Origin of the sequence: Shouchella rhizosphaerae (assembly GCF_900142675.1) — a bacterium.
GTDB lineage: Bacteria > Bacillota > Bacilli > Bacillales > Bacillaceae_D > Shouchella > Shouchella rhizosphaerae.
In genome coordinates, this window is record NZ_FRBS01000002.1 from 303,308 (window position 1) to 317,338 (window position 14,031).

General features: G+C 46.1%; 16 protein-coding genes and 1 riboswitch. Of the genes, 15 read left to right on the top strand and 1 reads right to left on the bottom strand.

What is annotated here, in order from left to right; all coding sequences use genetic code 11:
• Positions 1 to 21: 21 nt before the first annotated feature.
• The 14 genes from murA (at position 22) to BUC05_RS07625 (ending at position 12,640) form a co-directional block, all read left to right on the top strand.
• Positions 22 to 1,320 (top strand): UDP-N-acetylglucosamine 1-carboxyvinyltransferase, encoded by a 1,299-nt coding sequence (gene murA / locus BUC05_RS07560; protein ID WP_011248681.1) that lies wholly within the window; start codon positions 22 to 24, stop codon positions 1,318 to 1,320.
• 166 nt (positions 1,321 to 1,486) lie between these two features.
• Positions 1,487 to 2,527 (top strand): stage II sporulation protein D, encoded by a 1,041-nt coding sequence (spoIID, locus tag BUC05_RS07565; protein ID WP_011248680.1) that lies wholly within the window; start codon positions 1,487 to 1,489, stop codon positions 2,525 to 2,527.
• A gap of 176 nt (positions 2,528 to 2,703) precedes the next feature.
• Positions 2,704 to 3,564, top strand: coding sequence for a stage II sporulation protein SpoIIQ (locus BUC05_RS07570; protein WP_011248679.1), 861 nt, complete (start codon positions 2,704 to 2,706; stop codon positions 3,562 to 3,564).
• A 116-nt stretch (positions 3,565 to 3,680) separates the two neighbouring features.
• Positions 3,681 to 3,777: riboswitch (guanidine-I (ykkC/yxkD leader) on the top strand.
• Positions 3,778 to 3,829: 52 nt separating this feature from the next.
• A complete protein-coding gene (locus BUC05_RS07575) occupies positions 3,830 to 4,177 on the top strand; it encodes a DMT family transporter (RefSeq protein ID WP_011248678.1) in 348 nt (115 codons plus the stop codon).
• 1 nt (position 4,178) lies between these two features.
• Positions 4,179 to 4,493, top strand: coding sequence for a DMT family transporter (locus BUC05_RS07580; protein ID WP_011248677.1), 315 nt, complete (start codon positions 4,179 to 4,181; stop codon positions 4,491 to 4,493).
• Positions 4,494 to 4,672: 179 nt separating this feature from the next.
• On the top strand, positions 4,673 to 4,960 hold the full coding sequence (gene spoIIID / locus BUC05_RS07585; protein ID WP_011248676.1) for a sporulation transcriptional regulator SpoIIID: 288 nt from the start codon (positions 4,673 to 4,675) through the stop codon (positions 4,958 to 4,960).
• Between the two features lie 170 nt (positions 4,961 to 5,130).
• The gene (locus tag BUC05_RS07590) at positions 5,131 to 6,135 is read left to right on the top strand and encodes a rod shape-determining protein (protein WP_011248675.1); all 1,005 of its coding nucleotides are present in this window, start codon (positions 5,131 to 5,133) and stop codon (positions 6,133 to 6,135) included.
• Positions 6,136 to 6,147: 12 nt separating this feature from the next.
• Positions 6,148 to 6,945 carry a flagellar hook-basal body protein gene (locus tag BUC05_RS07595; protein WP_011248674.1) on the top strand — a complete coding sequence of 266 codons (798 nt, stop codon included), beginning with the start codon at positions 6,148 to 6,150 and terminating at the stop codon, positions 6,943 to 6,945.
• 13 nt (positions 6,946 to 6,958) lie between these two features.
• Positions 6,959 to 7,747: a flagellar hook-basal body protein gene (locus tag BUC05_RS07600; RefSeq protein ID WP_035205900.1), complete on the top strand. Its 789-nt coding sequence runs from the start codon at positions 6,959 to 6,961 to the stop codon at positions 7,745 to 7,747.
• 21 nt (positions 7,748 to 7,768) lie between these two features.
• The gene (locus BUC05_RS21695) at positions 7,769 to 8,131 is read left to right on the top strand and encodes a DNA-directed RNA polymerase subunit beta (protein ID WP_011248672.1); all 363 of its coding nucleotides are present in this window, start codon (positions 7,769 to 7,771) and stop codon (positions 8,129 to 8,131) included.
• 75 nt (positions 8,132 to 8,206) lie between these two features.
• Positions 8,207 to 9,721: a spore germination protein gene (locus BUC05_RS07610; protein WP_035205963.1), complete on the top strand. Its 1,515-nt coding sequence runs from the start codon at positions 8,207 to 8,209 to the stop codon at positions 9,719 to 9,721.
• A gap of 15 nt (positions 9,722 to 9,736) precedes the next feature.
• The gene (locus tag BUC05_RS07615; protein ID WP_082111935.1) at positions 9,737 to 10,837 is read left to right on the top strand and encodes a GerAB/ArcD/ProY family transporter; all 1,101 of its coding nucleotides are present in this window, start codon (positions 9,737 to 9,739) and stop codon (positions 10,835 to 10,837) included.
• Positions 10,830 to 11,906 carry a Ger(x)C family spore germination protein gene (locus BUC05_RS07620; protein WP_011248669.1) on the top strand — a complete coding sequence of 359 codons (1,077 nt, stop codon included), beginning with the start codon at positions 10,830 to 10,832 and terminating at the stop codon, positions 11,904 to 11,906. Before BUC05_RS07615 ends, BUC05_RS07620 begins: the two co-directional genes overlap by 8 nt.
• 110 nt (positions 11,907 to 12,016) lie before the next feature.
• Entirely contained in the window at positions 12,017 to 12,640 is a 624-nt protein-coding gene (locus tag BUC05_RS07625) for an FMN-dependent NADH-azoreductase (RefSeq protein WP_011248668.1), read from the top strand.
• A gap of 75 nt (positions 12,641 to 12,715) precedes the next feature.
• On the opposite strand, the gene BUC05_RS07630 is transcribed toward BUC05_RS07625, so the two are convergent.
• Positions 12,716 to 13,474 (bottom strand): alpha/beta hydrolase, encoded by a 759-nt coding sequence (locus BUC05_RS07630; RefSeq protein ID WP_011248667.1) that lies wholly within the window; start codon positions 13,472 to 13,474, stop codon positions 12,716 to 12,718.
• Positions 13,475 to 13,597: 123 nt separating this feature from the next.
• Here BUC05_RS07630 and fabZ point away from each other — a divergent pair, with 123 nt between their 5' ends.
• Positions 13,598 to 14,026 (top strand): 3-hydroxyacyl-ACP dehydratase FabZ, encoded by a 429-nt coding sequence (gene fabZ, locus BUC05_RS07635; RefSeq protein WP_011248666.1) that lies wholly within the window; start codon positions 13,598 to 13,600, stop codon positions 14,024 to 14,026.
• Positions 14,027 to 14,031: the final 5 nt, after the last annotated feature.

The following is a 14,031-nucleotide window of genomic DNA, read 5'->3' on the forward strand; positions in this document are numbered from 1 at the left end:
ACTGACGCGGAGGGGAATACGTTGGAAAAAATCATTGTCCGTGGCGGCAACAAGCTGCACGGCTCCGTGAAGGTAGAAGGCGCAAAAAATGCCGTTCTGCCTGTCATCGCAGCATCGATATTAGCTGAGCGTGGTGCAAGCATCATTGAAGAAGTGCCATCACTTACAGATGTATATACAATGAAGGAAGTATTAGCGAATTTGAATGTGGGAGTCGAATATGAAAACGGCCGTTTTGCCGTTCGTGCAGACCGCCCACTAAAAACCGAAGCTCCGTTTGAATATGTGCGCAAAATGCGTGCCTCTTTCTTAGTGATGGGCCCGCTTTTGGCACGTGTAGGCCGTGCGAGAATCGCATTGCCAGGCGGTTGTGCCATCGGTTCACGTCCTATCGAACAGCATCTCAAAGGGTTTGAAGCGATGGGAGCAACGGTTGAAATCGGAAATGGCTTTATTGAAGCACGTATTGATGGAAAACTCCAAGGAACAAAAATTTATTTGGATTTCCCAAGCGTGGGGGCAACAGAGAACATTATGATGGCTGCTGTTTTGGCAGAGGGAACAACCATCATTGAAAATGTCGCAGAAGAGCCGGAAATTGTCGATTTGGCCAATTACCTTAATGCCATGGGTGCAAAGGTTCGTGGTGCAGGGACCGGCGTTATTCGCATTGACGGCGTAGACGCTCTCCAAGGAGCCGTCCACTCCGTTATACCTGATCGGATTGAAGCAGGCACTTTTATGGTGGCGGCTGCTATTACAGGAGGCAATGTGTTTGTCGAGGGAGCAATTGCTGAGCACATGCGTCCCCTTGTTGCCAAAATGCGTGAAATGGGTGTCGATATTATTGAAGAAGAAGCAGGTCTGCGGGTAATCGGCCCTGAACAGCTTAAGGCTGTTGATATTAAAACGATGCCACATCCAGGTTTTCCAACAGACATGCAAGCGCAAATGATGGCGTTGCTTCTTCGGGCAGAAGGCACGAGTGTCGTTACGGAAACTGTATTTGAGAACCGGTTTATGCATGTAGAGGAATTCCGTCGCATGAACGGAAACATTAAAATTGAAGGTCGCTCAGCAATTGTATCTGGACCGACAAGTCTACAAGGCGCGGAAGTCGGAGCAACGGATTTAAGGGCTGGTGCAGCGCTTGTGCTTGCGGGACTTGTTGCTGACGGGTATACACGTGTAACGGAATTAAAGCATTTGGATCGTGGATACGTCAATTTAACTGAGAAATTGAAAGCACTAGGCGCAGACATTGAGCGTGTGGAAGAGCATCAAGAAAATGAGTCCTTGGAAGCAGCTGAACTAATCTAAACTATTTCCGGGGAAATGGTCGAATATCGTCAAGAAAGATTGTTTGCCATTATGGAGTATGTCACATTTGCTGACATACTGTCTATGGTCGACAATCTTTTTTGCATACATTTCTGGGGCAGACGTTCATAGACTATAGTGTTGGAACAAATAATGGAGGTCTGCCATGAAACGGATAATCCTATTTGCAGCAATGCTGATCGTCATTGTGCTAATCGTTCCCACTGTAATGGTTGCACTTGTAAAAGACGGCGAAGATTTAACCGAGTCAGCTTTTGGACTAGCCCCGATCGAGAAAAAACAAGAAGCAGGACAAACAGAAGTACGCTCTGAGCAAGTTGCAGCGAAAGACACCAATGGACCTGACATCGCCGTTTATCGCTCCAACGCTGAAGCGGTCGAACAAATCGCTTTGGAAGATTACGTAATGGGTGTGGTAGCGTCTGAAATGCCGGCTGACTATGAAGTGGAAGCTCTTAAGGCACAGGCGTTAGCCGCAAGGACATTTGCTGTCGCGCAAATGAAAAATGGCGACAAAAATGGGGATGTTCCACAAGGGGCGTTAGTAACAGATACAGTTGCCCATCAAGTCTATCAAAGCAAAGATGAATTAAAAGAGAAATGGAAAGACTCGTTCGACTCAAACTGGGAGAAAGTCGAAACGGCAGTACGGGACACGAGCGGGGAAATTATGACGTATGATGGTGAACCAATTACTGCCTCCTTTTTTTCAACAAGCAATGGTTTTACCGAAAATGCCGAAGATTATTGGGAACAAGAAGTGCCTTACTTAAAAAGTGTACCAAGTCCATGGGATAAGCAATCTCCTCGTTTTGCTAATGAAACAGTCATTCCTATAAGTGAATTTGAAGCTGCTTTAGGGATCACACTCCAAAATGATGGTTCAATTGGCACGATTGAAGCGAGAACAGCAGGCGGACGAGTGGAGACGGTAACGTTTGAAAATAAAACATTGTCAGGCCGAGAAGTCCGGGAAGCGCTTGAACTGGATTCATCTGATTTTTCATGGCATGTAAGCAATGGCCAAGTCGTCATACAAACGAAAGGTTGGGGACATGGCGTTGGTATGAGCCAATACGGAGCAAATGGGATGGCCCAAGAAGGAAAAACGTACAAAGACATTGTCCAATATTTCTATAAAGATGTCGAAATTGAAAGCATGGACGAACTTGTCCCGACTAGCTAAACATGCAAGCCGATTGCAACACGATTCATAGAGTAGAAGCCAGCAGCCTGTGAACAAGGGCTGCTGGCTTTTTCGGCAGCGGTGGTGTGGCGCGAATAGCTTTGGAAAAATTTTTTCCTTTGCCATGTATATATTTCTAGCAAAGTGCTCAGAATGGTTGGCAGAGGTGATGAGAAATGAAAGAAGAAAAAAATTCTTCTAAAAAAGTCGATATCCAAAGTTTTATGCGCAAACGTTGGGTTATGCCTGCTGCTTATTTGGTTGTTGGCGCCGGTCTCTTAAGTGCTGTTTTCTTTTTGCAAAATGGGGAGGATAGCGCAGATCCGGAAGAAATGCCAGTGCAAGAGCAGGAAAATCGGCAAGATGAGCCAACTGTTCCTGTTAATGTCGGTAATGAGACATTGCATATGCCTGTGGCGAACGAATCTGATTTTGAGCAAGTAGGGTTCTTCTACGATCCAGAAGCCGATGCACAAGAGCAAGAACAAGCGCTTGTATTTTATGACAATGTTTACCGCCAAAATAAAGGGATTGATTTAGCAAGCAAAGACCAAGAAACGTTCCCTGTTCAGGCGGCAATGAGTGGCACAGTGACGAAAGCGATGAAGGACTCTGTCCTCGGTTATGTAGTTGAAGTCGATCATGGCAACGGCATCACCACTCACTACTCTAGTCTAGAAGGCATTGAAGCCGAACAAGGCGCAGAAATTAGCCAAGGCGATGTAATCGGAAACGCTGGAAGCAATGTGTATGATGAGGAAGCAGGCGTGCATGTTCACTTTGAAATCCGCAAAGACGGAGTGGCCATGAACCCTTACGATGCGTTTAACAAATCACTAGAAGACATCAATGATGCGTTTCCTTTAGGCGAAAAGGATAAGAAAGGCAAAGAGAACGAAGAGCCTGATGAAAATGACAAAGCCAAAGAAAACGAAAAGGATAAAGCCAAGGAAAACGAAAAAGACGGTGACTCTAAGAAAGATAAAGACGAGAACGACAAGCCGGCTGAAAATAAGCCAAATGAGATCGAAGAATAAACCTTTGAGCGCCTAAAAAGGTGCTCTTTTTGTTTACTGTTTTTATGCTCCTTGATGTGCAGGACTTTGTTCTTGAGAGGAAAGCCACTCCGTGCTAGACTAGAGTAAAATGATCGCACAAATGCGCCTAGGGTTCCGCTTCATTTGTAAGGGCTGGTCCGAGAGGTGCACACGGCGTCTGCCGTGACACGGAGGGATAAAAGCCCGGGAGACATTCTATGAATAGCTCCTGGGCTTTTTGTGTGCGTAAGAAGTGGAGGAACAAATGAGTAAACACTGGATATTCATTGTGGTGGCCGCCTGTTTTGAGATCGGCTGGGTCATCGGGCTGAAACATGCTTCAACGATGATGGAATGGGGTTTAACCGTAGTGGCGATACTTGCAAGCTTTGTCCTGCTAATTGCCGCTACAGCAAGGTTGCCTGTTGCGACTGCCTATGCCGTTTTTGTCGGGCTAGGCACGGCAGGGACGGTTATTGCCGAAACTCTCCTGTTTGGTGAGCCATTCGAGCTAGTCAAGGCACTATTAATCGGTTTGCTATTAACTGGCGTCATCGGCTTAAAACTGGTTACGCCAGGGGAGAAACCTAAATCGGAAAAAGGAGTAAGTTGAGATGGCTTGGGTGTATGTGATTGTGGCTGGTTTGTTAGAGATGTTTGGATTGGCGATGATGAACCGTTTTAAGATCGAAAAGACGCTGTTGCCATTGGGGTTGCTTGTCATTGGTTTTTCGGCAAGTTTCTTCCTTTTGTCACTCGCAATGGAAACATTGCCTATGGGCACAGTTTACGCTGTGTGGACGGGAATAGGGGCTTTTGGAGGAGCGGCCATTGGCATGTTTGTTTATGGCGAGCCGAAAACCGCTTCAAGGATTTTTTTCATTTTCCTAATATTAGGTTCGGTCATTGCTTTAAAAGCAGTTAGTTAACCAAACGAACATGTAGCCTTGTTATCTTTTGTACACTTGATAAGCGTGAGCATGGAAATGAAAGGAAGTAGGCCAAAGAGTCAAGAAATGAAGCTTGACCTATGAAAAGATGGTATAACAAGGACGCCTCCCTAATACACTTTACCAATCACCCATACAGAATTAGGGAGGCGAGTCGTGTGCACGATTACATCAAAGAGCGAACTATCAAGATTGGCAAGTACATTGTTGAGACGAAAAAAACGGTGCGAACCATCGCAAAGGAATTTGGCGTCTCAAAAAGTACTGTACACAAGGATCTCACCGAACGTTTGCCGGAAATCAACCCAGAGCTTGCAAATGACGTAAAGGAGATACTTGAGTACCACAAGTCCATTCGCCACTTGCGGGGCGGTGAAGCGACAAAAGTCAAATACAAGAAGACAATTGAAGTGGGAGACCAGCCAATCGTAAAATCACGGCAATAAAATTTCGACAAATTCTTCTTTTCTCCTGTGTTTATGGTACTATTTATACTAGGCATATGTGCGCGTTTCAATTAACCTATACGTTTGTTCGATACATACTTAAATTCATCTAGGCGCACAACTATTCGTTACTATTTACACGTTAAGGAGAATAAGGAGGAAATCGATGTATGTTTGGCCGTGATATTGGAATTGACTTAGGGACAGCGAATGTGCTTATTTATGTGAAAGGCAGTGGGATTGTATTAGATGAGCCTTCTGTCGTTGCTCTTGATACGACAACAAACCGCGTCCTTGCTGTTGGAGAAGAAGCGTTTCGCATGGTTGGACGGACACCAGGAAACATTGTAGCCATTCGGCCGATGAAGGATGGCGTCATTGCAAACTTTGAGATGACAGAGTCAATGTTAAAGCACTTTATGGATAAAATTCAAGTAAAGGGTTTTCTTTCAAAGCCGCGGATTTTAATTTGTTGCCCTACGAATATTACGTCAGTTGAGCAAAAAGCGATTCGCCAAGCAGCGGAAAAGAGCGGCGGAAAGAATGTCTATTTGGAAGAGGAACCAAAAGTGGCGGCCATAGGAGCTGGGATGGATATTTTCCAACCGAGCGGCAATATGGTCGTCGATATAGGTGGCGGCACAACGGATGTAGCAGTGTTATCGATGGGTGATGTTGTCACCGCCTCTTCCATCAAGGTGGCAGGGGATCGTTTTGATTCTGACATTTTATCGTACATAAAAAAAGAATACAAACTGTTAATTGGAGAGCGAACATCCGAAGAAATAAAAAAGCAAGTGGCTACTGTTTTTCCTGGTGCACGTTCAGAGGAAATGGATATCAGAGGTCGCGATATGATAAGTGGCTTGCCGCGTAACATCACCATTTCGACGAAAGAAATTGAAAAAGCACTAGTCGAGTCCGTTGAATACATTGTCCAAGCAGCTAAGCAAGTATTGGAAAAAACACCTCCTGAGTTGTCTGCCGATATTATTGATAAGGGCGTAATGTTAACAGGGGGCGGAGCGCTGTTGCATGGGATGGATACGTTGCTGGCAGAAGAGTTAAAGATCCCTGTATTAATTGCAGAGGAGCCAATGCATTGCGTGGCTAGGGGAACAGGCATTATTTTAGAAAACTTGGACAAGATGTCCAGTAAAAAAGTTCAGTTGTAAAGGAGGAACGGGATGTTAAAAGGGCTATATACAGCAACAAGTGGAATGCTTGCTGCCCAATACCACCAAGATATGCTAGCCAATAATTTAGCCAACGCCCAAACGCCTGGCTATAAAGCAGAGCAATCGGTTTCCAGGGCCTTTCCGACGTTTTTAATGGAAGCGCAAAGTGTTTCTAAGGCAGGCACTGTGCAAAAACAAGGGCTTGGCAGTTTAGCAACAGCCGTTTATTTGCAGGAGCAACAAACGAATGCCCGGCAAGGCGATATTCAAGAAACAGGCAATACGACTGATTTAGCGCTTCTCCAAACGGGACTTGAGGAGAATAACGCTGTCTTTTTTGCTGTGATGACGGAAAATGGTATACGGTATACACGCAATGGCGACTTGCAAGTGGATAGCCAAGGGCGGCTAGCAACTGCAGGGGGGCATTTGCTCCAAAGCACAGAAGGCGGGCCGATTCAAGTCGACTCAGAGGCTTTCTCAGTCGATGAAAGTGGAGCTGTTGTCGTGGCTGGCGAAAACCGGGGTACAATAGAAATCGTATTAGCTGACGACACCAATGAGTTGGAACGGGAAGGCGATGGCTTGTATATGCTGGAAAATGGAGAGTTGCCAAGCGCCCACGGCAATCCAGACATTGATTTTTCGATTCGCCAGGCAGCGATTGAACGCAGCAACGTTGACACAGCAGCATCCATGAATGCTATGCTCAGTGCTTACCGATTATTTGAAGCGAACCAAAAAGTGGTGCAGGCATATGACCAAAGTATGGACAAAGCAGTTAATGAGGTAGGACGTTTAACATAGGGGAGGACGATCAATGAGTATTGGGCATACAGCCGCAGCTACGCTTTCACAGCTGCAAGCAAAGATTGACACGATTTCGAACAATATGGCCAATGCGGAAACAACGGGCTTTAAACGGCGGTCTGCTTCGTTTGCGGATGTTTTGACTTCAGAGTATTTGAACCAACCAAATGAAAACAGACAGACGCCCCATGGCTTGCGAGTCGGCACAGGCGCGAAGTTAGCACAAACGCAAATTCAGTTAGAACAAGGTACGTTACGTGAAACAGGACGCGGGCTCGATTTTGCCTTGACCGAAGCGGATCTCTTCTATAACATTGAGACCGTAGCAGGTACGAGGCTTACGCGTGATGGCACGTTTTACTTTTCTCCACAGGCAGTAGGCAACGGGTTGGAACTCGTAACGAGCGACGGCAACCGTGTGCTTGACAGCGATGGAGAAGCAATTGTCATGCCAGGGGATACGGTTTCCTTGGAATGGAGGGACGGCAATTTGTTTGCTCAACTGCGTAACGGAGGCGAACAGCAAGTTGGTTCTTTTGCGCTAACACGTGTGTTGCGACCGCAAACACTTGAATCTGGAGGCAACAATTTGTATGTTCTTCCAGAGCTTCCAGGCGTTTCAGAAGAAGTGGTGGCCGCAGACGAGCATATGAAACAAAACATGCTCGAACAAGCCAATGTCGATTTAGGCTTGGAAATGGCTGAATTGATGGAGACGCAGCGCCTATTGCAATTTCAAGCGAGGGCTTACTCGTTTGCAGATGATATGGCTGGTCTAGCGAACAACATTCGCCGTTAATGGAGTGAGGAGGTGGCGTGCTTGGCTCAAGACGGACAAACCAAAAAAGCAGATGAGCCTTTGCAACAAGGCGAGGAACCATACGATGTTGAAACAGAGCAGGCAGCTGGACGCCTTGATGTGTCGCCGAATGCCACCCCTGATAAAACAGACGACCCGATGGAAGAGCGAGAAGAAAGGCACGCCGCTGATCTCTATAAACGTGAACGGATTCGCCTGTTCCCTATTTGGCTGCGCCTGATTGTCGTGATGGTGCTGGCAGGTGCATGTTTGCTTTGTGGGCTTGTCATTGGTTTTGGCGTCATAGGCGAAGGGGAGAATATGTGGGATGTCCTCGATCCCGACCTTTGGTACCGCATCATCGATAATATTCAAGGAGACTGAGAAAAACGCAGTCTTCTTTTTTGTATGAATACGACCCTCCTTCGCATACTAACAGAAAAAGAAGGGGGTGTCCGTTTGCCGTTTTTTTTACATAAGAAAAAGAAACAGCCGACATTTCCTGTACTAACTACTCTTGCGGAAGTTCTGCAAGCGGCAAAGCAATCAAGCGATTTTGTGGAACAAGTGGAAGCAAGTAAGGATAGGGAGCCGATTCATGTCTACTATTATCAATCTTTAATAGACATGGAGCGCATTGCCCCAAATGTGCTTCATCCCCTTAAACAAGTCGACGGCATTTCCAACAAAGCATTAAAAGAAGCATTGTATAGCGCCGAGGTGGAACAGCTTGAGGACGCAATGGAAATAGAAAAGCGGCTATTAAAAGGGAGCGTACTTATTTCTTTTAAGGAAAAGGGAGCATGGCAAAACTGGTTAGTTGATTTGGCTTACATGAAAGGCCGGGAAATGAATGTCCCTGAAATAGAATTCAGTGTATTTGGCTCGAAGGAATCATTTATTGAAGCAGTGGAAACGAATCTAGCGTTGCTGCGCAAAAGAATCCCTTCGTCCGATTTGCATATGGTTAAATTCGTCGTTGGAAGCGAAACGAAAACGGACGTATACGTCATCTACTGTGCCTCGATTGCCAATAAAGAAAATGTCCAAACGGTGAAGCAACGAATCAAAGGCTTGCAAATTGATCAAGTTCCCGACTCATCAACGATTTTACAAGTGATTCAAGATAATAACAATTCAGTTTTCCCGCAGCTCGTCGATACAGAACGACCTGATCGGACGGCGGGGGCATTGCTTGAAGGAAAAGTAGCCGTGCTCGCAGATGGATCTCCGCAAGCATTGCTTGCCCCGGTGACGGCGCTTGAATTCATTGTCGCCTTTGAGGATTATTTATTATCTTGGCATACAGCCTCTATGCTCCGGATTATCCGGATAGGCGCAGTTTTGTTTTCCATTTTTGCAACGCCGTTGTATGTGGCGGTATTATCCTACCATCCGGAAATGATTCCCCAGGATTTGTTTGCGACACTTGTCGTCTCACGCACTGCGGTGCCGTTTCCGCCCATTATAGAAGCGTTGTTTTTAGAAGTAACGATCGAACTTCTTCGCGAAGCGGGAGCAAGACTGCCCACAAAAATTGGCCAAACCATCGGCATTGTCGGCGGGATTGTTATCGGGACGGCAGCAGTAGAAGCCGGGTTAACGAGCAATGTCTTATTGATTATTGTGGCTCTCGCTGCCCTTGCTTCTTTTACTATTCCAGTCTATCGCATGGGCACGACGATTCGGATTGTCCGCTTTCCGTTTATATTGGCTGCCCAAATATGGGGATTGATCGGCATTGCCATTATGTTGATCTTTACTCTGTGCCATCTGCTTTCGCTGACCTCTTTAGGAAGGCCGTATATGGAGCCGATCTATCCATTTTCCTTCAAAGACATGAAAGACTCTGTCATTCGTTTACCGATTTCGCAGCAAACGATGCGTCCTCGTTTTTTGCAAGCAAAGCAGCAAAAGCGTTTCTTCCCGAAACACAACCGACAGCAAAAGCCTGATATTGATGACGGCTATTAAAGGAGGAAAACGATTGTGGCTACTGAACTGCCAAGCAGCGTAAAAGTCCCTCCGTACATGGCGTTTTTTCTTGTGCATGGTATGCAGGTCGGCGTAGGCATCCTCGGCTTTTCACGCTATATTGCTGATGTAGCTGGCTATCGAGCATGGATTGCCGTTCTGCTTGCCGGGGCGGTGAACCAACTCATTATTTGGATGGCTTTTCGGATAATCAGCAAAGCGGAGAGCGGGGATCTCTATGGGGTGGCGAAGCAAGCGTTTGGAAGGTGGGGCGGCGGGCTCGTTGTGTTTCTGTTTGTCTTCTATTTCGCAATGCTGGCAGTCGTCGTGTTGCGAACTTATATCGAAGTCATCCAAGTATGGATTTACCCAGAATTGATGACTTGGTCAATGGCACTGATCATTTTATTGGTGGAGTACTATGCGATTGTAAAAGGGTTTCGGGTAGTGGCAGGTTTAAATTTTATATTTGTGCTTATACCGACCCTTTTATGGCCAACTGTGCTGCCCGTACTTGAATTTGCAGAGTGGTACCATTTGACCCCTTTGTTTGACACTACGTGGAAGAAACAAATAGAAGCAGCGCTCCTGTTGACGTTAAGTTTTTCAGGTGCAGAATTGCTGCTTGTGTACGCGCCTTTTTTAAAGAAGGGCAAAGGACTACAACTTTCAGCCCATTTAGGTTCAGCATGTACAACGCTCGTCTACTTGCTCGTTGTATTTGTCACCTTTCTTTATTATAGCCACGAACAATTGACGCTCACCATTTGGCCTACGCTAAGTGCATGGAAAGTCGTGTCTCTCGTCTTTATTGAACGGATCGAGTATTTGTGTATCGCGATATGGCTGACTGTCATCTTTCCAAACATTGCCCTTGCGATTTGGGCAAGCAGCAGGCTATTAAAACAACAGCTCGGTGTTCGGCACCGCACGACGGCAAAAGTGGTTGTTTTTCTTGTGTTTATCGCCACCATTCAATTCGATACGCGCAGAGCGATCAATGCGTTGAACGATGGAATGAATTATGTCGGTCCGCTTTTTATTTTCGGTCTTCTTCCACTTTTATGGGCTGTCAGCTTGTTTTTGAAAAAGAAAGGGGACGCTTCCCATGTATAAGGCCTTGAAAGTATCTATGCTGGCGCTTCTCCTTTTCTTGCCCCTTTTCTCCGTCGTAACGACAAGGGTGATCGATGAGCTCCAATTGATCTCGGTCATTGGCTTTGATAAAGGGGGAGAGGGCGCTATAAAAGGGACTGTTAGCTTGACCTCATATTCGGTTGAAGAAGCAACGAAAAATACGGCGCTGTCAGCGGAATCTAATTCGACGCGAGCGCTCCGGCTGAAATTTAACAGCATGTCTTCCCGTCCACTCCATGGAGGGAAAATATCATCGATTTTGCTAGAAGACCAGTTAGCGGAAGGCGGCATTTTTGATGTGCTTGATACGTATTACCGCGATCCGACTGTAGCAACGAAAGCGTATTTGAGTGTGACCAATGGGACAACGCAGGGGCTCCTAAATGTGCAATTCCCATTGCAATCTGAAATTGGCGCCTATTTAAAAGACATGCTCGACCATAACATTACACAAGGCAACTTGCCGCAATCGAATATGCACTTGTTTATGAGGGCTTATTTTGAAAAAGGCCATGACCCGTTTTTGCCGTACCTTTCCTATAGCGAGCGAAATTTGCAAGTAGATGGAATAGCTCTTTTTAAACAGGACCGTTTAATTGATACACTGAACTTAGAAGAATCGTTTTTGCTTAAGTTATTAACGGATGGTTATCAAAGCGGGGGCGTGCTTGAAGTGCGAGTGGATGAGGGCAAACATGTCGCCGTTTTGCGTGAGCTGCGCTCTGATGCTGATGTGCATGTTGATTTAAAAACACGGACACTATTCATTGATGTCGGATTGCGGACACGACTTAGTGAATACTCAGGCGGGCTTTTGGAAGAAGAGAAGTTGCAACATATTACTTCAGAAACAAATGCTTCCTTGCAGGAAGGAATGAAGCAGCTTTTGCAAAACTTGCAGGAAAAAGAAGTAGATCCAGTTGGTTTTGGCGCCAGACAGATCGGAAAGAATGGGCTAAACGAAGAAGAGTGGTACCAGCTATATAGCACGCTAGCTGTCGATGTTCGAGTAAGTACCCACATTGTGGAATCTGGTGTCAGCCAATAACAGTTTCAAAAAGGAGACTGACGATCAAAAAAGTGCCTACTAGACGATTAAAATGGAAGGTGTACAATAGTACATGCGACAATTATTCGTAACTAGGAGGAACTTGTAACATGGCAACAGTGTTAATGATAAATGCAAGCGACCGTCTTGAACAAGGCGTGAGCGTGAAAATGTATAATCAATTTTTGAATTCGTATAAGGAAGCCCATCCTAATGATACAGTGGAAGAGCTCAACTTGTTCGCTGAAAAACTTCCTTATTACGGGAATACAGCAATTACCGGCCAATATAAAAAAGCGCAAGGCGTGGAACTGACTGGCGAGGAAAAAGAAATCGTGGAGACGATTGAACGCTATCAAGAACAGTTCCTGAATGCTGATAAAGTCGTCTTTGCCTTTCCATTGTGGAACTTCACAGTGCCTGCACCGCTTATTACGTATTTGTCCTATCTTGCGCAAGCAGGCAAGACGTTCCGCTATACGGAAACGGGCCCAGTTGGACTCGTTGGTTCTAAAGAAGTCGCTTTGTTAAATGCCCGTGGCGGCGTTTACTCGAACGAAGAGATGGCAGCTTTAGAAATGGCGGCAAACCTTGTTCGGACAACGATGGCATTCTGGGGCATCACTCAACCAGTAGAAGTCATTATTGAAGGCCATAACGCCGCCCCGGACCAAGCAGATGCGATCATTTCTGAAGGCTTGGAAAACGTTAAAAAAGCGGCCGTTGCCTTTTAATAGAAAACATGCGCCAGTTGCCAGTCAGGCAACTGGCGCTTTTTCAATTATGCCCTGTATGCGCCGCGTGCCCCTTTATTTCAATAACCCATCTTTTCGCAACGACAAAAGCCAGTTGTCGATGCAACGATCCCAATAATCCCATGTATGGCCACCTGGCCCTTCAGAATAGACTAAAGACGCGCCTACTTGCCGGGTCTCCTCTAGAAAAGAGGTATTTATATCATACAAAAAATCCTCCGTTCCACAATACTGGTACAGGTGCGGGAGTTTGATTTTTTCGGCGATGCTTGTTTTCAGCAAAGCGATTAAATCGCCCCCTGATTGATGGAGAGAAAGGGATTCGCCAAACACGGCTTTCATATGGGGGATTCTCTCCGGGATAGGTGCTTCCAATAGACTTTTTAAATCAAGGGCGCCTGAAAAGCTAGCTGCGGCCTGAAAGCGCTCAGTATTGTGAAGCGCCCATTTGAATGCGCCAAAACCGCCCATCGACAATCCAGCAACAAACTGGTCTTCCCGTTTGTCCGAGAATGGGAAAAGCCGGGCAAGCCGCTCAGGCAATTCGTCTGCTAGAAAGGTGAAATAAGGGCTACCGTAAACCATATCGGTATAAAAGCTCAAGTCGACATTCGGCATGACAACAGCGATTTGCTCTCGAATTGCATAACGCTCAATGCTTGTTTGCCGCAGCCAGGCAGAATGGTCGTCGCTCCACCCATGAAGCAAGTATAATGTTTTGAAGGGCGGCGGCGCTTCATCGGGCAAAATGATCGCCAAGCTTGTTTGTTTTCCTAATGTTTGGGAATGAAACTGCATCGTTATGAGAGCCATTAATTAAACGCCTCCTTAACCTAATTATAGCCTATTTGAAATCGCTTTCATAGAGGGGTGCTGCCGATAGCCAGGCAATATGGTAAGATAAAGCGGGAAAGATTCGAAAGAGGAGGCGATCCGATGTTAACGGTTGAAGAAATTAAAGCCCTTATCCCCCACCGCTACCCGTTTTTGCTTGTTGATAAAGTGATTGAGCTTGAAGCGGGCAAACGAGCGGTCGGCATTAAAAATGTTACGATCAATGAAGAGTTTTTTAATGGCCATTTTCCCCATTATGCGGTGATGCCTGGTGTCCTTATTGTTGAGGCACTGGCACAAGTGAGCGGAGTGGCAATCGCAAAAGCGCAGGAAGGAACGAACAAAGTCGGCTTGTTTGCCGCCATCGACGGCTGTAAATTTAAACGCCCTGTCCGGCCTGGAGACCAACTGCGGTTAGAAACTGAGATTACGCGTGTAAAGGGCCCGATTGCCAAGGCGACTGGAACGGCCTACGTCGATGGAGAAGTGGCCGCACAAGCAGAAATGACGTTTGCCTTTAAAGACGTCTAGGAATT